Below are 23,635 nucleotides of genomic sequence, written 5' to 3'. Positions count from 1 at the left end.
CTCAGCGCGGCGGCGCCTGCTGCATGCTGCTGCGCCAGGCGTCGAGGAACTGGCGCCGCTTCAGCGCATCCAGGTACACCAGCAGCCCCGGCCCCAGCGCGATCGGGCGGAACGCCGCGGCGGCGGCCGGCCCACCCGGCGTCGCCCTGCCCGGCTGCGCCAGGATCGGCTGCAGCCGCGCCTCGCGCGACAGCACCTGCTGCCCGCGCGGCGACAGCAGGTAGTCCAGGAAACGCCGCGCCTCGGCCGCATGCGGGCTGTCGCGCGGGATCACCGCGGTGCGCAGCGCGACCAGGGTGTAGTCCTCCGGCTGCACGATCGCCAGCGGCGCGCCGGCATCGATGCGCGCCTGCGCGTACGAGCCCAGCACGTTGTAGGCCAACAGCAGCTCGCCGCGCGCGACCTTGTCCAGCAGCACGCCAGTACGTTCCTCCAGCACCACGTGGTTGTCGCCCATCGCCGCCAGCAGCGCCCCGGCCATGCTGCCGAGCTGGCTGTCCTGGGTCGCGAACAGGTAGCCCACGCCGCTGCGCTCCACGTCGTAGGTGCCGATGCGCCCGCGCAGCGGCAGGCCCGGCGCGCGCAGCAGTTCCAGCAGCCGGCGGCGGGTACGCGGGACATGCGCGGCCGGCAGCCGCGCGGTGTTGTAGACGATCGCCACCGGCTCATAGCTGATACCGAACAGTTCGTGGCGCCATTGCGCCCACGCCGGCAGCGCCTCGGTCTGCGGCGAGCGGTGCGCCAGCGCATGGCCGTCGTTCACCAGCTTGGTCTGCAGGTCCATGCTGGCGCTGATCAGCAGATCGGCGCAGCGCGGACCCGGGCCCGGCTGCAGATAGCGTTGGTAGATGTCCCAGGCGATCGCGTCCTGGTACACCACCTCGGTGTGCGGATGCAGGCGCTGGTAGTCGCCGATCACCGCGGCGAACACCTCGATGTCGGTCGATCCCTGGATGCACAGCTGCGCGGTGGCGGCGCCCTGGGCCGGGAAGCGGCGCACGTCGCCGGGCGCGGCCAGCGCGGTGCCGGCGAGCAGCACGGTCAGCAGCGGCAGGCGGCGCAGCAGCGCGGACAGGCTCATGGATGCAACCTCGGCAGGTGCAGGCTGGCGATCAGGCCGCCGCCCACGCGGTTGGACAGGTCGATACGCCCGCCATGCGCTTCGACCACGCGCTTGACGATCGCCAGGCCCAGACCGGCGCCGCCGGCGGCCGCGCCCTCGCCGCGCACGAAGCGCTCGAACACGCGCTCGGCCTCGGCCGCGGCGATGCCCGGGCCGTGGTCGGCCACGGTCACCACGCAGTCGCGCGCGCTGCAGGTCAGCGCCACCTGCAGCGCGCCGTCGCCGCCGTACTTGCAGGCGTTGTCGATCAGGTTCTTGATCGCTTCGCGCAACAGCAGCGCATCGCCGCGCACCAGCGCCGGTTCGCTGGCGATGGCCAGCTGCACGCGCGGCCGCGGCGCGGCCTGCGGCACGGCCTCGTGCAACGCCTGGTGCAGCACCTCGGCCAGGTCGACGCTGGCATAGCGCTGCAGGTTCGAACGATGGATCACGCTGGCGTCGCTGAGCAACTGGTTGAGCAGGCGGCTCATGTGCGTGGCATTGCGCTCGATCGCTTCCAGGCTGCGGCGCATCTCGTGCGGATCGTCCTCGTCCAGCGCCAGTTGCGCCTGCGCGCGCAGCGCCGCCAGCGGCGTGCGCATCTGGTGCGCGGCCTCGGCCATGAACGCGCGCAGGGTCTCGTTGCTGCCGGCCAGGCGCGCCATGAAGCGGTTCAGCGCCGCCACCATCTGCTGCATTTCCTGCGGCGCGGTCGCCGCCACCGGCTTAAGTTCGGACGGTTCGCGCCGCGACAGCTCGCGTTCGAGCGTGCGCAACGGCCGCAGCGCGCGCGACACGCCCAGCCACACCAGGGCCAGCGCCAGCAACGACAGCAGCCCGATCGCGACCAGCGCGTGCAGCACCACGTCCTGCGCCAACGCCTCGCGGGCGCGACGGGTCTGGCCGACCTGCACCCACACCTGATCCTGCGCCGCCGCCGAGGACACCCGCCGCGACACCACCGCAAAGCGCACCGGCTCGCCGCTGTAGACCGCGTCGAACAGGCGCGGCGGTGCGCTGGCACGCGGCAGCGACGGTGCCGCCGGCAGGTCGTCGTAGCCGGTGATGGTGCGCCCGCGCGCGTCGAACACGCGGTAGAACACCCGGTCCTCCGGCGCCATCGCCAGCAGGTCCAGCGCCGCGTACGGCAGGTCCACCTGCCATTGGCCGCCGGCCAGCGCCACCGAGTCGACGATGGACAGCGCCGAGGACACCAGCAGGTGGTCGTAGGAGCGGTTGGCGGCGCGTTGGCCGTAATCGCGCGCCACGAAGAACAGCGCCACCGCGCCGAGCAGCGACAGCGCACCCAGGTAGCGCAGCAGCGTGCGCCGGATCGACGGCGCCGGCGCAGCGGCCTCAGCCATCGCCGTCCGCTGCCGGATCCGGCGGCATCGCGGCCGCCTCCAGCTTGTAGCCGACGCCGCGCACGGTGACGATGCGCAGCGGCGCGTCGGCCAGCTTCTTGCGCAAGCGGCCGACGTACAGCTCGATCGCGTTCGGCCCGGCCTCGTCGTCGAAGCCGAACAGCCCGTTGCCGATCTCGTCCTTGCCCACCACCTGGCCGAGCCGGCCGATCAGGATCTCCAGCAGGCGGTACTCGCGGTTGGGCAAGTCGATCGGCGCGCCGTCCAGGCTGACGCTGTGCGCGGCGTTGTCGAAGGCGAAGCCGCCGAGCTGCACCACCTCGCTGGCCTGGCCGCGGTTGCGCCGCAGCAATACCCGGCAGCGCGCCTCGAACTCGCGGAAATCGAACGGCTTGCCCAGGTAATCGTCGGCGCCCACGTCCAGCGCCTGCACCCGGTCCTCGATGCCGTCGCGCGCGGTCAGCATCAGCACCGGCGTGGTGTCGCCGCGCTCGCGCAGCCCGGCCAGCACGCGCAAGCCGTCCAGCCCCGGCAGGCCGATATCCAGCACCACCAGATCGAAGCGCTGGTAGCGCAGCACCCCCGCCGCGCTCAGCCCATCGCGCTGCCAATCCACCGCGTGCCCGCTGCGACGCATGCGCCGCACGATCGCATCGGCGAGATCGGCGTTGTCTTCTACCAGGAGCAGGCGCATTGGGGGCTGGGAGTGGGGAATCGGGAATGGGGAATGGCAACAGCAACAGCAGAAGCCTAGCGCATCCGGGAACGTGCTTTTTCGATTCCCCACTCCCGATTCCCCATTCCCGATTCCCCATTCCCGCCCCCCGACAGGTCAATGACAGCTACGCCCAACTAGGCTGCGCCCATGCCGGTCCGCGGCGGGTGCTGCCGGGCCGATCCAATCGCTGCGACACGCACCTGGGAGGGGACGTGGAACTGAAGACTCTGACATTGGGCAGCGCCTGCGCGTTGCTGTGCCTGGCCGGATCGGCGCGTGCCGCCGCGGACGACGACGGCGCGGTGACCGCCGAACTCGGTGGCCGCCTGCACTGGGATTTCGCCCACTTCGACAACGACCGCCGCGGCACGCCCAATCCCGACGACACCGAGATCCGCCGTCTGTGGCTGGACGTGTCCGGCAAGGTGTTCGGCTTCGGCTACAAGGTCGAGGGCGACTTCGCCGGGCTGCAGGACGATTTCAACGGCAAGGGCATCGAGGCCAAGGACGTGTACCTGACCCGCACGTTCGGCGCCGGCATCCTGACCGTGGGCCAGTTCAAGCAGTACTTCACGCTCGACGACCGCACCGGCTCCAACTTCGGCCAGTTCCTGGAGCGCAGCGGCGCGGCCACTACGCTGGCGCCGCTGTACCGCAAGGCGGTGTCGTGGCAGGCCGCAGGCACCGACTACACCTGGGCGGCCAGCGTCTACAGCCTGCAGAGCATCGACGTCTCCAACGTCCGCGGGCATGCGTTCGGCGGTCGCGGCACCTGGGCGCCGGGCGCGCGCGATGGCGACGTGCTGCACCTGGGCCTGTCGCTGGCGCACGAGCACTACGACCATCCCGGCGCCGGCGGCGCGCCGGCGCTGAGCATCCGCCCGCGCCCGGCCGGGCACCTGTCCGACGACAGCCGCATCACCCTGGCACGCTTCGCCGACGGCCGCGACACCGACGTGAACAAGTGGTCGCTGGAATACGCGCAGGTGCGCGGACCGCTGTCGTGGCAGGGCGAGTTCAGCGGCGGTGTGTTCGACGACGGCGCGCAGCGCGCCGACGTGCTGGCGGCGTACGGCTTCGTCAGCTGGTTCGCCACCGGCGAATCGCGCCGCTACGACCGCAAGACCGGGCGCTTCACCCGCATCAAGCAGGTCAACCACCGCTACGGCGCGTTCGAACTGGCACTGCGCTACGACCGCATGTGGGGCGAACAGCACCGCGACGGACAGCCGGATCTGCTCGACGCCTCCACCGCCTCGTGGACGCTGGCCGGCAACTGGTACCTCAAGCCGAACCTGCGGCTGATGCTCGACCTGATCGACAGCCGCAACCGCGACCACCTGGCCGGCGTGACGCTGGACCACACGCGGGCGATCACCGGGCGCTTCCAATATGACTTTTGAGTGCCGGGATTCGGGAGTGGGGATTCGGGATTCGCAACGGCGGGATCGCGCGATGTGACATTTGGTCGGCCTCTTTTCTGATCCCTGATGCGGGGTCCATCTTCTTTCATGCACTGCCCTGAGGAACTTCCATGCTGACCGCGCTCGGTTTCGGAATGGTCATTACCTTCATGTACCTGATCATGAGCAAGCGGCTGTCGCCGCTGGTCGCGCTGATCATCGTGCCGATCGTGTTCGCGCTGGCCGGTGGTTTCGGTACCGGCATCAACGAGATGATGCTCGAGGGGATCAAGAAGATCGCGCCGACCGGCGTCATGCTGATGTTCGCGATCCTGTACTTCGGGGTGATGATCGACGCCGGCCTGTTCGATCCGCTGGTGCGGCGCATCCTGCGCCTGGTCAAGGGCGACCCGATGAAGATCGTGGTCGGCACCGCGGTGCTGGCGCTGCTGATCTCGCTCGACGGCGACGGCTCCACCACCTACATGATCACCGTCTCGGCGATGCTGCCGCTGTACCGCCGGCTGGGCATGAACGCGTTGAACATGACCTGCGTGACCATCCTCGCCGGCGGGGTGATGAACCTGACCCCGTGGGGCGGGCCGACCGCACGCGCCGCCACCGCGCTGCACGTGGACCCGGCCGACGTGTTCGTGCCGCTGGTGCCGGCGATGGCGCTGGCGATCGCCGGCATCCTGCTGCTGGCGTGGTACCTGGGCATGAAGGAGCGGCGCCGCCTCGGCGTGGTCGCGCTGCCCGGCGATGCCTGGCTGGACAGCAGCGTGGCCGACGACGGCGAGGCGCTGCCCACCGTGGAGGACGCCGAGGACATCAAGCGGCCGCGGCTGCTGTGGGTGAACCTGGCGCTGACCCTGGCGCTGATGGCGGCGCTGGTGATCGGCGTGCTGCCGATGCCGGTACTGTTCATGATCGGCTTCGCGCTGGCGCTGCTGATCAACTACCCGAACCTGGCCGAGCAGCGCCGCCGCCTGGTCAACCATGCCGGCAACGTGCTGTCGGTGGTGTCGCTGATCTTCGCCGCCGGCGTGTTCACCGGCATCCTCTCCAACACCGGCATGGTCGAGGCGATGTCGCGCAGCTTCCTGGCGGTGATTCCCGACGCCTGGGGGCCGTACCTGGCGGTGATCACCGCACTGGCCAGCATGCCCTTCACCTTCTTCATGTCCAACGACGCCTTCTACTTCGGCGTGCTGCCGATCCTGTCCGACGCCGCCAGCCACTACGGCATCACCCCGGTGGAGATGGCCCGCGCCTCGCTGGCCGGGCAACCGGTGCACCTGCTCAGCCCGCTGGTGCCGTCCACCTACCTGCTGGTCGGCCTGGCCAAGGTCGACTTCGCCGACCACCAGCGCTTCACGCTGAAGTGGGCGGTGTTGGTGTCGTTGGTGCTGATGGCTGGCAGCCTCCTCTTCGCGCTGTATCCGCTGGCGGCTTGAGCGCTGCCGGGAATGGGGAATCGGGAATCGCAACAGCGGCCTCGCTTCCCACCATTCCCCATTCCCGATTCCCAACTCCGAAGGAGTTCTCCATGACCCTAAGAATCGCCTACGTCACCAGCGGCATGGGCAGCATCGGCACCGCGATCTGCCAGAAGCTGGCGCGCAACGGCCATACCGTGGTCGCCGGCTGCGGTCCCGATTCGCCGCGCAAGTCGGCATGGCTGCGCGAGCAGCGCGAGCTGGGTTTCGACTTCATCGCCTCCGAGGGCAACGCCACCGACTGGGATTCCACCGTGGCCGCATTCGCCAAGGTCAAGGCCGAGGTCGGCGAGATCGACGTGCTGGTCAACAATGCCGGCGGCAGCCGCGACATGCTGTTCCGGCAGATGGGCCGCGAGGACTGGCAGGCGGTGATCGCCAGCAACCTGCACGCGCTGTTCAACATCACCAAGCAGGTGGTGGACGGCATGACCACGCGCGGTTGGGGCCGCATCGTCAACATCGGCGCGGTCAGCGCGCAGAAGGGCCAGATCGGGCAGATCAACTACGCCACCGCCAAGGCGGCGATGCAGGGCTTCAGCCGCGCGCTGGCGCAGGAAGTGGCCTCGCGCGGGGTCACCGTCAACACGGTGTCGCCCGGCTACATCGCCAGCGCGGCGATCAGCGGCTTCCCGCCCGACGTGCTCGACCGCCTGGCCAGTTCGGTACCGCTGCGCCGGCTCGGCAAGCCCGAGGAAGTGGCCGCGCTGTGCGCTTGGCTGGCCTCGGACGAGGCCGCCTACGTCACCGGCGCCGACTATGCGGTCAACGGCGGCCTGCACATGGCCTAGGGTATGCCCTCGCCTCCCGCGCTGTGCGCGCCGCGGTCGCACGTGCGCGCGGCAGGCAAGCGCCATGACATGGACGTGCGCCAGCCGCGGTGACACGCCTGCGCGCCGCACAGGCGCGACCCACCGCCCGGATCTGGCCGGCGCGGCGTAGCGGCGCCCACGCGCGGGACGCGCCGCGGCCCCACGGCGACGATGCGGCCGCGGCGTGCAAAGCGCCGCGCGGCCCGGCTGGCATACACTGCCGATTCCGCTTCGCTGGTCGCGTGTCTTCCCCACATGTCCGACAAACCCGAACCCGCTGCACCCGGCGCGCGCCTGCAGATGGCCGACATCGCGCGCATGGCCGGCGTGTCCGAATCCACGGTGTCGCGCGCCCTGGCCGACAATCCGGTGGTCGCCGAGCGCACCCGCGCCTATATCAAGCAACTCGCCCTCGAGGCCGGCTACCGGGTCGACCCGGTCGCGCGCAGCCTGCGCTCGCGCCGCTCCAACATCGTCTGCGTGGCGGTGCCGCTGATGCACGCGCACGAGCAGCCGCTGTCGGACCCGTTCATGATGACCATGCTGGCGCTGCTCGCCGACGCGCTGACCGCGCGCGGCTACAGCATGCTGCTGTCCAAGCTGGACCAGCACCAGGACCACTGGGTCGAGGACCTGGCGCGCAGCAGCCGCGCCGACGGCGTCATCATGCTCGGCCAGAGCCACGAACACGCCGCGCTCGACGCCGCCGCGCGCGGCGGCCTGCCGATGCTGGTGTGGGGCAGCCGCATCGATGGCCAGGCCTATGCGAGCGTGGGCAGCGACAACCTGCGCGGCGGCGAACTGGCCACCGCACACCTGATCGAACACGGCCGCCGGCGCATCGCCTTCCTCGGCGACGAGCAGTTGCCCGAAGTGGCGCCGCGCTTCGCCGGCTACCGGCGCATGCTCGACGCGCACGGCCTGGCGTTCGATACGCGGCTGCACGCACGCAGCCACTTCCTCAGCGAGGACGCCTACCGCCTGACCCGCGCGATGCTGAAGAAGACCGACCCGCCGGATGCGGTGTTCGCCGCCTCCGACGTGATCGCACTGGGCGCGATCCGCGCCCTGATCGAGGCCGGCCACCGCGTCCCGCAGGACATCGCCCTGGTCGGCTTCGACGACATCCCCCTGGCCGCCTACAGCCAACCGCCGCTGACCACCGTGCGCCAGGACCTGGCCCATGCCGCCACCCTGCTGGTGGACGGCGTGCTGAGCCTGATCGCCGGCACACCGGTGGAGTCGGTGGAGATGCCGGTGAGTCTGGTGGTGCGGGAGTCGGCTTGAAGGCTGGGAGTGGGGAATTGGGAATGGGGAATCGGAAAAGCGCGGCGCCGCGCGCTGAGACGCCGTGCGCTACCCGATCTCAAACTCAAAAATTTGCGCGTAATCCCTTGCGAGGGCGCGCAATTCGACTGCAGCGGCTAAAACACTGTCAGCACGCGGCTAACGCTTTTCCGATTCCCCATTCCCCGTTCCCCATTCCCGGCCCTTCACCAACAGCATCGACACCGCCGCCGCCAGCATCAACCCGCCGGCCAGGCGGATCACGTTGCGCGGGTCGCTCTGCAGCAGACTGTCGTAGTACAGCGGCAGGGTCACGATCTGGATCAGCATCGGCAGCACGATGAACAGGTTGAACAGGCCCATGTACACGCCGGTGCGTTCGGGCGGGATGCTGTTGGCCAGCATCAGGTAGGGATTGCCCATCATGCTGGCCCAGGCCAGGCCGATGCCGATCATCGGCAGCAGCAACAGCCAGCGGTCGTGGATCGACGGCAGCACGTACATGCCGATGCCGGCGGCGACCAGGCAGGCGGCATGGGTGGCCTTGGGGCCGAAGCGGCGCGCCACCGGCACCATCGCGAAGGCGGCCAGGAACGCGACGAAGTTGTAGAAACCGCCGATCTGCCCGTTGACCAGACCGGCCTCGCGGAAGCCGTGCGAGTCGGCCACGGTGGTGCCGAACAGGGTGGTCGACAGCGACAGCACGATGTACTGCCAGTAGCAGAACATCGCATACCACTGGAACAGCATCACCGGCGCCATCTGGCGCATGGTCGGCGGCATCTGCCGCACCGCGTCGACGATCTCGCGCAACGTCGCCAGCGGCCCGGCGGCGGCCCCGCGCAATCGCTGCAGCGCCTCCGGCGGCAATGCCGGCTCGCGCACGCTGCGCGCGGTGAGCAGGATCGACGCGGCGGAAAAGCCCGCACCGATCGCGAATGCGGCGATAGTGACGTAGGGAATGTGGTGGGCGTTGGCCGCGTCCTGGTTCATGCCCAGCCACACCAGCAAGGGCGGGGTGACGTAGGCCAGGGTCTGGCCGAGGCCGGTGAACGCGCTCTGGGTCAGGTAGCCCAGCGGCCGCTGCGGCGGCGCCAGCACATCGCTGACCAGCGCGCGGTACGGCTCCATCGCCACGTTGTTGGCCGCATCCAGCATCCACAGCAGCGCCACCGCCATCCACAACGCGACGCTGAAGGGCATGGTCAGCAGGCACAGGCTGCACACCAGCGCGCCCACCACCATGTACGGCATGCGCCGCCCCCAGCGGGTGACGGTGCGGTCGCTGAGCGCGCCCACCACCGGCTGCAGCACCAAGCCGGTGATCGGCCCGGCCAGCCACAGATACGGCAGGTCGGCGTGGTCGGCGCCCAGGTAGTTGTAGATCGGACTCATGTTGCTCTGCTGCAGCCCGAAGCTGTACTGCACGCCGAAGAACCCGGCGTTGAGCGCCAGCACGCGCGAGAGCGGAAGCAAGGGGCGATCGGAACGCATGAGCATCGGCATCGGCCTGGACGGGGCGGGGACGCGGAGGGCGTCCACCGCGGCGAGCGGAGTGTGGAGGCGCCTGCAATCGTTTGTAACGCTGCGCCGCACCATGCAGAATGCCCGCCGATCTCCCAGCAAAGGTAGGCGAAGACGCTGTAGGCGGGTTTGCTGCACTGCAAATTGCAATCGATTGCACACAGCCGTATCTCTAGGCCGCCGCACCGATCGTCCGCGGCGCGCCGTGCCGGCTCCGGCGCAGGCGCGCGGCGGTCACCGCACCACCTACCGCACACCATTCGCTTTGGGAGAGACAGCGATGCACCACCCTTCGATCCGCCTGCAGACTCTGGCCCTGGCCGTCGCCGCAGCGCTGTCCGCGCCTGCCGCCTTCGCGCAGCAGGCCGCGCCCGCCACCGCCGACGCAGCTGCGGCCAAGCGCGATGTGACCAGCCTGGATTCGGTGTTCGTCACCGGCACCGCCACGCCCAAGAGCAAGCTGAAGTCCAGCGTCGCGGTCAGCACCGTCGGCGCCGAGGCGATCGAACAGTCGGCACCGCGCAGCACCGCCGAGATCTTCCGCAACATCCCCGGCATCCGCTCCGAATCCAGCGGCGGCGAAGGCAACGCCAACATCGCCGTGCGCGGCCTGCCGGTCGCCTCCGGCGGCGCCAAGTTCCTGCAGTTGCAGGAAGACGGCCTGCCGGTGCTGGAGTTCGGCGACATCGCCTTCGGCAACGCCGATATCTTCGTGCGCGCGGACTACAGCCTGGAACGCATCGAGGCGATCCGCGGCGGCTCGGCCTCCACCTTCGCCAGCAATTCGCCCGGCGGCATCATCAACTTCATCAGTAAGACCGGCGACACCGCCGGCGGCAGCGTCGGCCTCACCCGCGGCCTGGGCGGCTACGACAACACCCGCCTGGACTTCGACTACGGCGCGCCGTTCGCCGAGCACTGGCAATTCAACGTCGGCGGCTTCTATCGCCGTGGCGATGGCGTGCGCGACGCCGGCTACACCACCGACAAGGGCGGCCAGCTCAAGGCCAACCTGACCCGGCTGTTCGACAACGGCTACGTACGCGTCTACGCCAAGTACCTCAACGACCGCGCCGCCGGTTACCTGCCGGTGCCGACCCGGGTCAGCGGCAGCGACGGCGCGCCGCACTTCGGCAGCATCGACGGCTTCGATCCGGGCACCGACACGCTGTACAGCCCGTACTTCCGCAGCAGTGCCACCCTCGATGGCGGCAATAAGCCCTCGCGCGTGGAACTGAGCGACGGCATGCATCCGCTGTCGCGCGCGTTCGGCGCCGAAGCGCAGTTCGAGATCGGCGGCTGGACCCTGACCGACAAGTTCCGCATCGCCGACACCTCCGGCCGCTTCGTCTCGCCGTTCCCGGCACAGGTCGCCGACGCCGCCGCGCTGGCCGCCAGCATCGGCGGCGCCGGCGCCAGCCTGCGCTACGTCGACGGCCCGAACGCCGGCCAGGCCTACACCGGGCTGGCGCTGCGCACGCATCTGTTCAACGTGCACCTCAACGACCTGGGCAACGCGGTCAACGACCTCAGCCTGGCCCGCGGCTTCGCCAACAACGACGGCGGCAACCTCAACCTCAAGGCCGGCTGGTACACCTCGCGGCAGACCATCGACGTGGACTGGACCTGGAACTCCTACGTGCAGTCGCTGGCGCACCGCCCGCGGCTGCTGGACGTGGTCGCCGCCGACGGCAGCCTGCGCTCGCAGGACGGCCTGTACGCCTACGGCGTGCCGTACTGGGGCCTGGACATCACCCGCCACTACGACGTGCGCTACGACATCAACGCGCCGTACCTGGCGCTGAGCTGGGACCAGGGTCCGCTGAGCCTGGACGGCAGCCTGCGCTACGACATGGGCCGCGCGCGCGGCACCACCGCCGGCGGCCTGCTGGCCAGCAACGTCGATGTGAACGGGGACGGCGTGATCGAGGCGCCGGAGCGCAGCGTGGCGACCATCGACTACGGCAACCCCAAGCCGGTGCGCTACGACTGGAACTACCTGTCGTACTCGTTCGGCGGCAACTACATGCTCACCGACGACCTGGCCGCGTTCGCGCGCTACAGCCGCGGCGCGCGCGCCAATGCCGACCGCCTGCTGTTCGGCGTGGTCCGCGACGACGGCTCGGTGTCCTCCAACGAGGCGGTGAACGTGGTCAAGCAACTGGAAGGCGGCCTGAAGTGGCGCAGCGGCGGCCTGAGCCTGTTCGCCACCGCCTTCGCCGCACGCACCCAGGAGCAGAACTACGAGGCCACCACCCAGCGCTTCTTCGACCGCACCTACAAGGCGCACGGCCTGGAGCTGGAAGCGGCGTACCGCGCGGGCGGCTTCAACCTCAACGGCGGGCTGACCTGGACCGACGCCACCATCGACAAGGACCAGATCACCCCGGCCAACGCCGGCAACACCCCGCGCCGCCAGGCCCGCTTCGTCTGGCAGCTGACGCCGAGCTATCGCGGCGAGCGCTACCAGGTCGGGGTCAACGCGATCGGCACCAGCTCGGCCTATACCCAGGACAGCAACCAGCTGAAGATGCCCGGCTACACCCAGGTCAACCTGTTCGGCGACTACCGCATCACCGATGCGCTGACCGTCTCGCTCAACGTCAACAACCTGTTCAACACCTTCGGCCTGACCGAAGCGGAGGAAGCGTCGATCGCCGACGCGGCCTCCGGCGTGATCCGCGCGCGCTCGATCCCGGGCCGCACCTCCAGCATCAGCCTGCGCTACGACTTCTGACGAGGACCGCACATCCGCGCCCCGCCCGGGGCGCGGCCAAGCCCCCCATGACCGCACCCGCTCCTTCCGCACTGTCCTCGCTCGCCCGCACCCTGTGGCAGGCGCATCTGCCCCGGGACACCGCCGACGCACTGCTGCCGCGCCTGCAGCGCCATGGCGAACGCCTGCTGACGCCATTGCACGCGCTGTACGGCGCGCATCCGGCGTTCGCGCAATGGCTGCCGCAGTGGCTGACGCAGCTGGCCGCCGCGGCCAACGCGCGGCCGCCGGCACTGCGCCAGCTCGATGCCGAGCGCGCGCCCGACTGGTTCGCCACGCCGACGATGCTCGGCTACAGCGCCTACGTCGACCGCTTCGCCGGCACCCTGCGCGGCGTCGGCGAACGCGTGCCGTACCTGCAGGAACTGGGCGTGCGCTACCTGCACCTGCTGCCGTTCCTGCGTGCGCGCGACGGCGACAACGACGGCGGCTTCGCGGTCAGCGACTACGGCCAGGTCGAACCGCGGCTCGGCGACACCGCCGACCTGGCGGCGCTGACCGCACGCCTGCGCGAGGCGGGGATCAGCCTGTGCGCCGACTTCGTGCTCAACCACACCGCCGACGACCACCCGTGGGCGCTGGCGGCCAAGCGTGGCGATACGCGCCACCTGGACTACTACCACCACTTCCCCGACCGCAGCGCGCCGGACGCCTACGAGCGCACCCTGGGGCAGGTGTTCCCGCACACCGCGCCCGGCAACTTCACCTGGGTGGAGGAGGCCGACGCCTGGCTGTGGACCACGTTCTATCCCTACCAGTGGGACCTGGACTGGAGCAATCCGGCGGTATTCGGCGAGATGGCGCTGGCGCTGCTGCACCTGGCCAACCTGGGCGTGGAAGTGTTCCGCCTGGATTCCACCGCCTACCTGTGGAAACGCCCGGGCACCGACTGCATGAACCAGCCGGAGGCGCACACCATCCTGCAGGCGCTGCGCGCGCTCACCGACATCCTGGCCCCGGCGGTGCTGCTGAAGGCCGAGGCGATCGTGCCGATGGCGCAATTGCCGCCCTACTTCGGCACCGGCGCCGCCCGCGGCCACGAATGCCACCTGGCCTACCACAGCACGCTGATGGCGGCCGGCTGGGTGGCGCTGGCCGAGCAGCGCGGCGACATCGTGCAGGCGGCGATCGCGCACACCCCACCGCTGCCGCCGGCCTGCGGCTGGCTCAGCTACGTGCGCTGCCACGACGACATCGGCTGGAACGTGCTGCAGCGCGAAGCCGCCGGCGGCGACGGCGTGGCCCCGTTCGCGCTGGCCCGCACCGCACAGTTCTATGCCGGCCGCACCGCCGACAGCTACGCGCGCGGCGAAGCGTTCCAGAGCAGCGGCGACGGCGTGCACGGCAGCAACGGCATGAGCGCCGCACTGACCGGCATCGCCGCGGCGCTGGCCGCCGGCGATGCCGACGCGCTGGAGCTGGGCGTGCGCCGACTGCTGCTGCTGTACGCGGTGGCGCTAGCGATGCCGGGCATCCCGCTGCTGTACATGGGCGACGAACTGGCTCTGGGCAACGACGAGGACTATCGCCACGACCCGCTGCGCCGCCACGAAGGCCGCTGGCTGCATCGCCCGGCCATGGACTGGACGCGCGCCGCGCAGCGCCACGATGGCGACAGCCTGCCCGGCCAGGTCTACGCCCGCCTGCGCGGACTGATCGCCGCGCGCTCGGCGACCGCGGCGCTGGCCGCCGACCAGCCGCTGCGCGCGGTGCCGCTGGGCAACCCCGCCCTGCTCGGCCTGGCCCGCGGCGAGGCGTTCGTGGCGGTCTACAACTTCAGCGCGCAGCCGATCGCGGTGGATGTCGCCACCACGCTGGGCGACGGCGACTGGCAGGCCATCGCCGATGGCGGCAGCGATCCGGCAGCACTGTCGAACTGGAACGGCATCCTGCCCGCGTACGGCCTGCGCTGGTGGCGGCGCGGATGAGTCGATAACAGCAGCGGCGCCTGTGCGCGCCGCTGCTGCATACCCGCGCACGCTTCTGCGTGTCTGCACTCGGGACTGAAGTCCCTCCCACAGGGCGCTGCCTGCCTGGCACGCGGCGGCGCATGTGTACATCGCAGGAGCGGCTTCAGCCGCGACCAGCGTCAATGGGAAAGCCTGTCGCGGCTGAAGCCGCTCCTACGGAAGGCAGAGCGAAATTGGGTCCAGCGGGGCGCTAAAAAAGCGGTTACCAACGGTGCGCTTCAACCGCTGCGCCAGCGCCCCGCCAGAAAACGACGCCCTCTCGTACCGAGACGACGGTCGCCTTGCCATCATCGCGATCGGGACGTGCTCATTTCCCGCGCAGCAACCCCAGCAACGCCTCGGCCGCGGCTTCGGACGAGGCCGGATTCTGCCCGGTCACCAGGCGACCATCCTCGACCACGTGCACGCCCCAGTCGGCGACCTTGCTGTACTGGCCACCCAGGCGCTTCAATTCGTCCTCGACCAGGAACGGCACCACCTCGGTCAGGCCCACCGCGGCCTCCTCGCTGTTGGTGAAGCCAGTGACGCGGCGGCCCTTGACCAGGGGCGCGCCGTCGGCCGCGGTCACCCGGCGCAGCACGCCCGGCGCATGGCAGACGAAGCCGATCGGCTTGCCGGCGCGCGCGAACGCTTCGATCAGGGCGATGGAATCGCGATCCTCGGCCAGGTCCCACAGCGGGCCATGGCCGCCCGGATAGAACAGCGCGTCGTAGTCGTCCATGCGCACCGACGCCAGCGTCCGCGTGCTCGCCAGTTGCTGCTGCGCCGCCGGATCGTCCTTGAAGCGATGGGTCGCCTCTGTCTGCGCGTCCGGCGCATCGCTCTTCGGGTCCAGCGGCGGCTGCCCGCCCTTGGGCGAGGCCAGGGTCAGCGTGGCGCCGGCGTCCTGGAACGTGTAGTACGGCGCGGCGAATTCTTCCAGCCAGAAGCCGGTCTTGTGGCCGGTGTCGCCGAGGCGGTCGTGCGACGTCAGCACCATCAGGATCTTCATGCGGAACTCCTCGTGAGGGGAAGCGGCCATGCGGGGGCATGGCCGGGCGCCGCAGTATCGGCAGCCGCGCATTCGCGACGGGTGAGCGCGGCGTGGCCCCGTTCAGTCCACCTGGTCCATGCGGATGCGGTTGGCGAACAGCGAGAACGCCAGCATCCCGGCCAGGCCGCTGGCGCGCGCCACCCACGTCGGCAGCCAGCGCGGCGGCGCCAGCACCCCGGCTTCGAACAGCGGCGCGAATGCGGTCACGTCTTCCAGCGCCATCTTGCCGGCGAACAGCCAGCGGCACAGCGGCAGGCGATCGCGCTGCAGCGCCTGGCGGAAGAAGGTGTGCACCGAGACCAGCCCGCGCAGGTACACGGTGTCCTTGGTGAAGGCGGTGCCGCCGGTGGTCGGCACGCCGCGGAACACGCGCTGCGCCGAGGAGAAACTCTCCGCCGGCGCCTGCCCGGCCGCGTCGAAATAGCGGAACACCTCGATGAAGTCGGCACCGTCGCGGGCCAGCGCGATCGCCTCGATGCGCAGGCTGATCCGCTTCATCCGCGCGATGTCGATGCTGCCGGTGATCTGCTCGGCGAAGGTCGCCAGGCCTTCCTGGGTGGCGGTGGTGCGCGGCGAGGACAGCGCCAGGCTCGGCAACTGCGCCTGTTGCCGGCCGTTGAGCGCGGTCAGCGAATGCACCAGCGCCTCGTGGTGGAACAGCTGCGCGCGGTCGTAGTCGCTGAAGTGCGCGCCGGAACGCAGGCGGATGCGCTGCGCGCCGGCGGCGGCCTTGGCCAGCAGGTCCGGATCCAGCTCCACCGTGATGACCCGCGCGCCGAAGAACTCGTCCAGGTCGCGCTGCAGCAGCAGGCGCAAGGCGGTGGCCGAGACCGGCACCTGCTCTTCGGCCGAGAACAGTTCGCGGTCCAGTTCCTGGGCGATGCGGATGAAATGGCCGGCGGCCTCGCGGGTGGTGGGACCGTGGCCGGGCATCGGATCGTCCGGCACCCCGAACAACTGCGCCGAATAGGTGCCCACCGCCGGCGTGCCGAGCGCTTCGAGCAGGGCGGCGGCCAGGTCCCAGCTGTGCACCGAGGCCTGCAGGTAGGCGCCGAGCGGATGCGCCGGGTCGGCGGCGTGTGCGATCGCCGCCAGCTCACGGCGGGTGTCGGCGAAATCCAGCTTGGGGTATTGCACCTGCGGCAGCTGCGGCTGCCCGCGCGCCACGCTCTCCAGGAACGGCGCCTGCAGCGCCACCGGCCAGCTGGCCAGCGCCAGCAGGCGGATGCCGCGCACCGCCTTGACCAGCCGCGCATCGAGCGCGGCGTGATGGCGGATCTCGGCCGACAACGCGCGCTTGGCCACGGCCGGCGTCAGCGGCGGCTGTTGCGCGGCGGCGGGCGCTTGCCGCCCGGCTTGCCGCCGCCGGGCTTGCCGCTGCGGCCGGCGGCCGCGTTCTGCGCCTGGCGCTGCGCCAGCTTGCCGGCCGCGCCGGCCACTTCCTCGCGCAACTTCAGGTAGTTGGCCAGGCGCGCGGCCTCGATCTCGCCGCGTTCGATCGCCGCCTGCACCGCACAGCCCGGTTCGGCCAGGTGCGCGCAGTCGTTGAAGCGGCACTGCGCGGCCAGCGCCTCGATGTCGGCGAAGGCGCCCTCGGCCAGGTCTTCCTCGCCGGTGGGCTTGAGTTCGCGCATGCCGGGGGTGTCGATCAGGCAGGCGCCGGACAGCAGCGGCAACAGTGCGCGGTGGGTGGTGGTGTGGCGGCCGCGCGAGTCGGTGGCGCGTACCGCCGCGGTGCGCATCTTCTGCACGCCCAGCAAGGTGTTGGTGAGGGTGGACTTGCCGGCGCCGGACGAGCCGACCAGCACCGCGGTCTGCCCCGGCCCCAGCCACGGCCGCAGCGCGGCGACGCTGTCGGCCTGCCGCGCGTTGACGGTCAGCAGCGGGATCGATTGCGCCGCCAGTTCTTCCAGCACCGCCAGCGCGTCGTCGGCGTACTCGGTGAGGTCGGCCTTGGTCAGCACCACCACCGGCGCCGCACCGCCGCCGCCCACCAGCAGCAGATAGCGCTCGATCCGGCGCGGATTGAAGTCCGCATCCAGGCCGCAGACGATGAACACCGTGTCGATGTTGGCCGCGATCACCTGCTGGTGATAGTGCTCGCCGGCGGCGCCGCGCTTGATCGCGGTGCGCCGCGGCAGCAACGCGACGATGCGCGTGTCCTCCAGCAGCACCCAGTCGCCGACCGCGGCGCGTTCGTGGCTGGGAAAGCGCGGGCGCTGCCAGTCCGGCAGCGATTCGACCTTGAACCCGGTGTCCACCGCATCGGCGACCACGTAGCCGGTGCGGTGCTGCTCCACCACCCGCGCCGGCCGCGCCTGCGGATGCGCGTCGAACAAGGCGCGCCAGGCCGGCTCCTCGGGCAATCCGGGCCAGGGCCAGCCGATGGGGCGCAACGCGTCGAAGTCGATCGGGGAAGAGGTCATGGGCGAATTCTAGAGGGTGTGCCAGGCGCCGAGGTGAGCGGGAGGCGGCCACTTGGAGATACGCACCGGCCGCGCGACGCGGCGCAGACGGGCCAGCCGCGGCGGCGACGGCGCGCCACCGGGTGGTTTCCCACGGAGTCGTCGGAAGCGGCGCCAGCCCACGCCGCCCCCATCGGCGCCGCGGCCAGCGGATGCCATCAGCGGGCCGCGCCCCGAGGCCGAGGCCCGCCGCCGTAGACGGTCGCGCCGCGGCGCCGCCCCCGGCCGGCCGCCATGTCACATTTCCGCTACCATGCAACTCCCACGCCCCCACCGGCCAATGCGATGCCCACCCTGCCGATCAAGCCGCTCGCGATCCGCGAACGCCTGTCCGAAGTCCGCTACGAGATCCGCGGCGAACTGGCACGGCGAGCCCGCGAGTTGGAGGCCCAGGGGCGCAAGCTGATCAAGCTCAACATCGGCAATCCCGGCGCGTTCGGTTTCCGTGCCCCGGAACATCTGCAGCGCGCGATCGCCGACGACATGGGCCGCACGGATCCCTACACCCACCAGCAGGGCCTGCCGGAGGCGCGCGAGGCGATCGCCGCGGCCTACGCCCGGCGCCAGCATCCGGACGCGCACCCGGACCGCATCTTCGTCGGCAACGGCGTCAGCGAGCTGATCGACCTGTCGCTGCGCGCGCTGCTCAACCCGGGCGACGAGGTGCTGGTGCCGTCGCCGGACTATCCGCTGTGGTCGGCCGCCACCATCCTCAACGACGGCCGCCCGGTGTACTACCGCTGCGCGCCGGAGAACGGCTTCCAGCCCGACCCGGTGGAGATCGAGACGCTGGTGTCCTCGCGCACCCGCGCCATCGTGCTGATCAACCCGAACAACCCCAGCGGCGCCAGCTACTCGCGCGCGCTGCTGGAGAAGATCGTGGCCATCGCGGTCAAGCACAACCTGCTGCTGATGGTCGACGAGATCTACGACCAGGTGCTGTACGACGACGCGGCATTCGTCTCCGTTGCCCCGCTGGCCGGCGCGCATCCGTGCATCAGCTTCGGCGGCCTGAGCAAGGTGCACCGCGCCTGCGGCTGGCGTGTGGGCTGGGCGCTGCTGTCCGGCGACGCCGAGCGCGTCGGCGATTTCCGCAACGCCATGGACCTGCTCGGCGCGCTGCGCCTGTGCGCCAACGTGCCCGGCCAGTTCGCGATCGATGCCGCGGTCAACGGCCCGGACACGATCTCGCCGCTGTGCGCGCCCGGCGGCCGCCTGTACGAGACCCGCCGCGCGGTGATCGAGGCCTGCGCGGCCAGCGAGCACCTGTCGCTGGTGCAGCCGGCCGGCGCGCTGTACGCGTTCCCGGCCGTGGTCGGCGCCGCCGCGCGCGGGTTCGACGACCACGCCTTCGCCCTGGAGCTGATGGAGCAGGAAGGCGTGCTGGTGGTGCCCGGCTCCAGCTTCAACGTGCCCTACCGGCATCATTTCCGCGTCACCCTGCTGCCGGAAGCGGCGACGATGCGCGAGGTGTTCGCGCGCATCGACCGGGTGCTGGCGCGCCGCGCCGAGGACGCCACCAAGGTGGTGCCGCTGAAGCCGCGGGCGGCTGTGGGGCGGTGAATCGGGAATGGGGAATCGGGAATGGGCAAAGCGTGCCGGTCGGCGCGGCTGAGCGCATGAGCGGCCACGTTTCCACGGTCGCGGCGCGATGAGCGAATCCATTTCGGCCCCCCAGCACCACGCACCCTTGCGCTACCTGGCGCTGGGCGACTCCTACAGCATCGGCGAAGGCGTGGACGCCGACGGACGCTGGCCGCTGCAACTGGCCGCGGCGCTGCGCCGCGACGGCATCGCCCTGGACGATCCGCAGATCGTCGCCACCACCGGCTGGACCACCGACGAATTGGACGCCGGCATCGACGCGGCGGCCCCGCAGGGCCCGTTCGACCTGGTGACGCTGCTGATCGGCGTCAACAACCAGTACCGCGACTATCCGCTCGCCGACTACCGCGCGCAGTTCGACGCGCTGCTGCAGCGCGCGATCGGCTTCGCCGGCGAGCGGCCGCAGCGGGTCGTGGCGGTGTCGATCCCGGACTGGGGCGTGACCGCGTTCGCGCAGCCGCCCGCACACGACCCGGCGCGCATCGCCGCGCAGATCGACGCCTTCAACGCCGCCGCGCAGGCCTGCTGCGCCGCGCGCGCGGTGCGCTTCGTCGACATCACCGGCTGCAGCCGCGACGGCGGCGGCGATCCGGCGATGCTGGCCGCCGACGGGCTGCATCCGTCGGCGGCGATGTACGCGCGCTGGACCGCGGTGCTGTTGCCGACGGTCCGCGATGCGTTAGCCTAGCTGGCATACGACGCCCGCTGCCAAGGACCGACATTGCGCGACGCCAGCACCACCCAGCCCATGACCCGCCCGCAGGCCCTGGCCATCGCCCGCGCCTTCCTGCCCACGCACCCGCTGGGCAACCGCTACGACTACTACTACACGCGCACCAAGCTGCGCACCGATCCGCTGTATCCCGGCGTGCTCGCCGCGCTGCGCGGCACCGACGCGCCGGTGCTGGACCTGGGCTGCGGGCTGGGCCTGCTGGCGCACGCGCTGCGCGCCGACGGCCAGCGCCAGCGCTACCACGGCGTGGACATCGATGCGGCCAAGATCCGCCGCGCCGCGGCGATCGCCGCGCGCAACGGACTGCAGGACACGCGCTTCGAGGTGGTCGACCTGGGCCAGTCCTGGCCCGAGCACCATGGCAGCGTCGCGATCCTGGACGTGCTGCAGTACCTGGACCGCGACATGCAGTCCAACCTGATCCGCAGCGTGGCGCGGATGCTCACCCCGGGCGCCAAGCTGGTGATCCGCAGCGGCCTGGGCGATGCCAGCGGCCGCGGCCGCACCAGCCGCATCACCGACGTGCTGGCGCACCTGGCCGGCTGGATGCAGGAACTGCCCAAGGCCTACCCCACCCGCGACAGCCTGCAGGCCCAGCTCGACGCCGCCGGCCTGCGCGCCAGCTTCGCGCCGCTGTACGGCAACACCCCGTTCAACAACTGGCTGATCGTGGCGGAGCCGCGTTGACGCGGGCGCGACACCGCGCAGGCCGCGACCGCACCGACTTGGCCGCCTCGCACCCGGGTTGCCACGCATGACTGCGCCCGTGCCACGACCGCGCTCGGGTTTGGGCATCGCGGCCCTGGCGACCAGCCTGATCGCCGCGGTCGTGCTGCTCGCGGCGCTGTTGCTCAGCACCTTCGTCGTCGTCCCCACGTTCGCCGCTGGCCCGGACACGCCGATGTCGCTGCTGCTCGGCCTGCTCGCGTTGTTCACCGCCATCGCCCAGGTCTGCGCGATCGCGCTGGGCATCGGCAACTGCCTGCAGCCTGGTCGCAGCAAGCATTACGGCATTCTCGGCCTGTTGTGCGCCCTGCTGACCCTTGGCGCAATGGCGATGCTGATCGCCCACGGCCTGGCCCAGCCGGGCTGATTGCAGCGCCCGCGCGCCTGACCCCAAGCGGCAGGGTCCAGGCCGCATGACGACGCAGGCGGCACCCCGATGGACGCCCGGCTCAGTCCGGGCGCGTCGCCTGCAGCCCACGCGCCTGCAGCGCCTGCAACACGCCCTCCACGATCGCCGGGTTGTGTCCGTGCGCCGCGCCCTCGTGCAGCAGCACGATGGCGCCGGGCCGCAGGTCGCGGGCGATGCGCGCGACGGTGACGGCCGGGTCGCAGCGCACGCCGTCGAAGCCGCGCGCGCTCCACGCCACCCGGGTCAGCCCATGCCGGCGCAGCGGCGCGGCGACGAAGGGATTGGTCATGCCCACCACCGAGCGATACCAATGCGGCGCGGTGCCGGCGATCGCGGCCAGCGTCTGCTGCGCCTGGCCGATCTCCTGGGCCATGCGCCGCGGCCCCAACGCCCAGAACCAGGCCTGCGGATGGTGCTGGCTGTGGTTGCCGATGCCGTGGCCGCGGCGCAGGATCTCGCGCACCAGCTGCGGGCGCGCGGCGGCGCGGGCGCCGACCAGGAAGAAGGTGGCCTTGGCCTGGTGGCGGTCGAGCAGGTCCAGGATCGCCGCGGTGTCGTCGGAGGGGCCGTCGTCGATGGTCAGCCACACCCGCGGCGCGGCGCCGGGCAGGCGCTCCAGCACCGGCGCGTACAGCCGCGCCCGCGGCAGGAACACCGGCAGCACCAGCGCCGCGTGCGACAGCAGCAGCGCCGGCAGCCCGACCCGCCACCCGTAGGCCCACCACAGCGCCGCCACCAGCGCCTGCGAGGCCAGCGCCCAGGGCAGCCAGCGGTAGGGGTGGCGCGGGATGCGATGCAGCGTTTCCGGAACTGTCATGCCCCATGATGCCATGCGGCGTAGAATGGCCGGTCCGACTCCGCGACGACTGCCTGCCATGTCCCTCGACCCCGCCCTGCGCTCCCGTATCGAAACGCTGCTCAGTTCCAACCGCGTCGTGCTGTTCATGAAAGGCCAGCCGGGCATGCCGCAGTGCGGCTTCTCCGCCAAGGCGGTGGGCGCGCTGAACGAGCTCGGCGTCGACTTCGCCCACGTCAACGTGCTGGCCGACCAGGACATCCGCGAGGGCATCAAGGTCTACGGCGACTGGCCGACCATCCCGCAGCTGTACGTGGACGGCGAGCTGATCGGCGGCAGCGACATCATCCTGCAGATGGCCGGCAGCGGCGAACTTAGCGAACTGCTCGGCGTGCCGGCGCCGGACCGCACGCCGCCGTCGATCACCATCACCGATGCCGCCGCCGAGATGCTGCGCGGCGCGCTGGCCGACGCCCCGGGCGCGAGTCTGGCGCTGGCGATCGACGCGCAGTTCCAGCCGAACTTCCAGCTGGCGCCGACCGATCCCAACGCCATCGCCGCCGAGTCCAATGGCCTGCGCGTGCAGTTCGACCTGGCCAGCGCGCGCCGCGCCGACGGCATCACCATCGACTGGGTGGACGACATCCGCGGCCGCGGCCTGGCGATCGACAATCCCAACGCGCCCAAGCCGGTGCAGGACCTCAGCCCGCGCGACGCCGACGACCGGGTACGCGCCGGCGGCCTGATCCTGGTGGACGTGCGCCCGCCGGAAGAGCGTGCGGTGGCGGCGGTCAACGTGCCGTTCCGCACCCTCGACGGCGAGCAGCGCGCGCAACTGGAAGCGCTGCCCAAAGACACCGCCCTGGCCTTCCTGTGCCACCGCGGCGGCCGCAGCGCGCAGGCGGCCGAGCACTTCCGTTCGCTCGGCTTCAGCAACGTGCACAACGTGGTCGGCGGCATCGACGCCTGGACCGACCAGGTCGACGGCAGCGTGCCGAAGTACTGAACCACGCAACTCGTCGTTCGCGCCCAGCGCGGACGCAGCGAAGGGGGCGATCGAAAGATCGCCCTTTTTTTGTGCCCAAGACCCGCAGCCCGCGCGCGATATCGCCCCACAACACGAACATCCCGTAGGAGCGGCTTCCCTGGTCTCCTTCGCGAGTACTGGGCGAATGCCGACGGCTGCGCCAGCCGCCCGGTGACTCCCTGTGGGAGGGACTTCAGTCCCGACTGCATGAGGTCCGATGCACCAGCAGCTTCGCTCGTCGCGACTGAAGTCGCTCCCACAAGAAGCGGATTCCCTGGTCTCCTGCGCGAGTACTGGGCGAATGCCGACGGCTACGCCAGCCGCCTGGTGACTCCCTGTGGGAGGGATTTCAGTCCCGACTGCATGAGGTCCGATGCGCCAGTGGT

At 70.9% G+C, this 23,635-nt stretch carries 19 protein-coding genes; 11 read left to right on the top strand and 8 right to left on the bottom strand.

What is annotated here, in order from left to right; all coding sequences use genetic code 11:
* Position 1: 1 nt before the first annotated feature.
* Genes NKJ47_RS05335 through NKJ47_RS05325 form a run of 3 tightly spaced genes read right to left on the bottom strand, consistent with a single transcriptional unit; the run spans position 2 to position 3,160 of the window.
* On the bottom strand, positions 2-1,081 hold the full coding sequence (locus NKJ47_RS05335) for an ABC transporter substrate-binding protein (protein ID WP_254460480.1): 1,080 nt from the start codon (positions 1,079-1,081) through the stop codon (positions 2-4).
* Entirely contained in the window at positions 1,078-2,466 is a 1,389-nt protein-coding gene (locus NKJ47_RS05330; RefSeq protein WP_254460479.1) for a sensor histidine kinase, read from the bottom strand. Before NKJ47_RS05330 ends, NKJ47_RS05335 begins: the two co-directional genes overlap by 4 nt.
* Entirely contained in the window at positions 2,459-3,160 is a 702-nt protein-coding gene (locus NKJ47_RS05325; protein ID WP_254460478.1) for a response regulator transcription factor, read from the bottom strand. Before NKJ47_RS05325 ends, NKJ47_RS05330 begins: the two co-directional genes overlap by 8 nt.
* A gap of 275 nt (positions 3,161-3,435) precedes the next feature.
* Here NKJ47_RS05325 and NKJ47_RS05320 point away from each other — a divergent pair, with 275 nt between their 5' ends.
* From NKJ47_RS05320 to NKJ47_RS05305, 4 genes are all read left to right on the top strand, one after another.
* Positions 3,436-4,587, top strand: coding sequence for an OprO/OprP family phosphate-selective porin (locus NKJ47_RS05320; RefSeq protein ID WP_429002519.1), 1,152 nt, complete (start codon positions 3,436-3,438; stop codon positions 4,585-4,587).
* Between the two features lie 131 nt (positions 4,588-4,718).
* Positions 4,719-6,044, top strand: a complete 1,326-nt coding sequence (locus tag NKJ47_RS05315; RefSeq protein WP_254460476.1) for a CitMHS family transporter — start codon at positions 4,719-4,721, stop codon at positions 6,042-6,044.
* A gap of 92 nt (positions 6,045-6,136) precedes the next feature.
* A complete protein-coding gene (gene phbB, locus NKJ47_RS05310) occupies positions 6,137-6,877 on the top strand; it encodes an acetoacetyl-CoA reductase (RefSeq protein WP_160961783.1) in 741 nt (246 codons plus the stop codon).
* Positions 6,878-7,153: 276 nt separating this feature from the next.
* Entirely contained in the window at positions 7,154-8,185 is a 1,032-nt protein-coding gene (locus tag NKJ47_RS05305) for a LacI family DNA-binding transcriptional regulator (RefSeq protein ID WP_254460475.1), read from the top strand.
* Positions 8,186-8,344: 159 nt separating this feature from the next.
* On the opposite strand, the gene NKJ47_RS05300 is transcribed toward NKJ47_RS05305, so the two are convergent.
* Positions 8,345-9,679: an MFS transporter gene (locus NKJ47_RS05300; protein WP_254461347.1), complete on the bottom strand. Its 1,335-nt coding sequence runs from the start codon at positions 9,677-9,679 to the stop codon at positions 8,345-8,347.
* Between the two features lie 310 nt (positions 9,680-9,989).
* Here NKJ47_RS05300 and NKJ47_RS05295 point away from each other — a divergent pair, with 310 nt between their 5' ends.
* Both NKJ47_RS05295 and NKJ47_RS05290 read left to right on the top strand, forming a co-directional pair.
* Positions 9,990-12,446: a TonB-dependent receptor domain-containing protein gene (locus NKJ47_RS05295; RefSeq protein WP_254460474.1), complete on the top strand. Its 2,457-nt coding sequence runs from the start codon at positions 9,990-9,992 to the stop codon at positions 12,444-12,446.
* Between the two features lie 47 nt (positions 12,447-12,493).
* Complete coding sequence (locus NKJ47_RS05290) at positions 12,494-14,413, top strand: alpha-amylase family glycosyl hydrolase (RefSeq protein ID WP_254460473.1); 1,920 nt, start codon at positions 12,494-12,496, stop codon at positions 14,411-14,413.
* A 349-nt stretch (positions 14,414-14,762) separates the two neighbouring features.
* Here NKJ47_RS05290 and NKJ47_RS05285 read toward each other — a convergent pair whose 3' ends face one another.
* The 3 genes from NKJ47_RS05285 to rsgA all read right to left on the bottom strand — a co-directional run bounded on the left by NKJ47_RS05285 (position 14,763) and on the right by rsgA (position 17,914).
* Positions 14,763-15,446 (bottom strand): type 1 glutamine amidotransferase domain-containing protein, encoded by a 684-nt coding sequence (locus NKJ47_RS05285; protein ID WP_254460472.1) that lies wholly within the window; start codon positions 15,444-15,446, stop codon positions 14,763-14,765.
* A gap of 102 nt (positions 15,447-15,548) precedes the next feature.
* Positions 15,549-16,793, bottom strand: coding sequence for a flavohemoglobin expression-modulating QEGLA motif protein (locus NKJ47_RS05280; protein WP_254460471.1), 1,245 nt, complete (start codon positions 16,791-16,793; stop codon positions 15,549-15,551).
* 8 nt (positions 16,794-16,801) lie between these two features.
* Positions 16,802-17,914 carry a ribosome small subunit-dependent GTPase A gene (rsgA, locus tag NKJ47_RS05275; RefSeq protein WP_254460470.1) on the bottom strand — a complete coding sequence of 371 codons (1,113 nt, stop codon included), beginning with the start codon at positions 17,912-17,914 and terminating at the stop codon, positions 16,802-16,804.
* A gap of 324 nt (positions 17,915-18,238) precedes the next feature.
* Between rsgA and NKJ47_RS05270 the strand changes: the two genes are divergently transcribed.
* From NKJ47_RS05270 to NKJ47_RS05255, 4 genes are all read left to right on the top strand, one after another.
* The gene (locus NKJ47_RS05270; RefSeq protein ID WP_254460469.1) at positions 18,239-19,516 is read left to right on the top strand and encodes a pyridoxal phosphate-dependent aminotransferase; all 1,278 of its coding nucleotides are present in this window, start codon (positions 18,239-18,241) and stop codon (positions 19,514-19,516) included.
* An 88-nt stretch (positions 19,517-19,604) separates the two neighbouring features.
* Positions 19,605-20,246, top strand: coding sequence for an SGNH/GDSL hydrolase family protein (locus tag NKJ47_RS05265; RefSeq protein WP_254460468.1), 642 nt, complete (start codon positions 19,605-19,607; stop codon positions 20,244-20,246).
* Positions 20,247-20,306: 60 nt separating this feature from the next.
* Positions 20,307-20,978 (top strand): methyltransferase domain-containing protein, encoded by a 672-nt coding sequence (locus tag NKJ47_RS05260; protein WP_254461346.1) that lies wholly within the window; start codon positions 20,307-20,309, stop codon positions 20,976-20,978.
* Between the two features lie 67 nt (positions 20,979-21,045).
* Positions 21,046-21,384, top strand: coding sequence for a hypothetical protein (locus NKJ47_RS05255; protein WP_254460467.1), 339 nt, complete (start codon positions 21,046-21,048; stop codon positions 21,382-21,384).
* Positions 21,385-21,466: 82 nt separating this feature from the next.
* Here the strand turns inward: NKJ47_RS05255 and NKJ47_RS05250 are convergent, their stop codons facing one another.
* Complete coding sequence (locus NKJ47_RS05250) at positions 21,467-22,258, bottom strand: polysaccharide deacetylase family protein (RefSeq protein WP_254460466.1); 792 nt, start codon at positions 22,256-22,258, stop codon at positions 21,467-21,469.
* Positions 22,259-22,301: 43 nt separating this feature from the next.
* Between NKJ47_RS05250 and grxD the strand changes: the two genes are divergently transcribed.
* Complete coding sequence (gene grxD / locus NKJ47_RS05245) at positions 22,302-23,228, top strand: Grx4 family monothiol glutaredoxin (RefSeq protein WP_254460465.1); 927 nt, start codon at positions 22,302-22,304, stop codon at positions 23,226-23,228.
* Positions 23,229-23,635 lie beyond the last annotated feature (407 nt).

Source organism: Xanthomonas sacchari, from assembly GCF_024266585.1.
Taxonomy (GTDB): Bacteria; Pseudomonadota; Gammaproteobacteria; order Xanthomonadales; family Xanthomonadaceae; genus Xanthomonas_A; species Xanthomonas_A sacchari_C.
The sequence above is the reverse complement of the archived record's forward strand: the minus strand, read 5'-3'. Positions and strand labels throughout refer to the sequence as shown.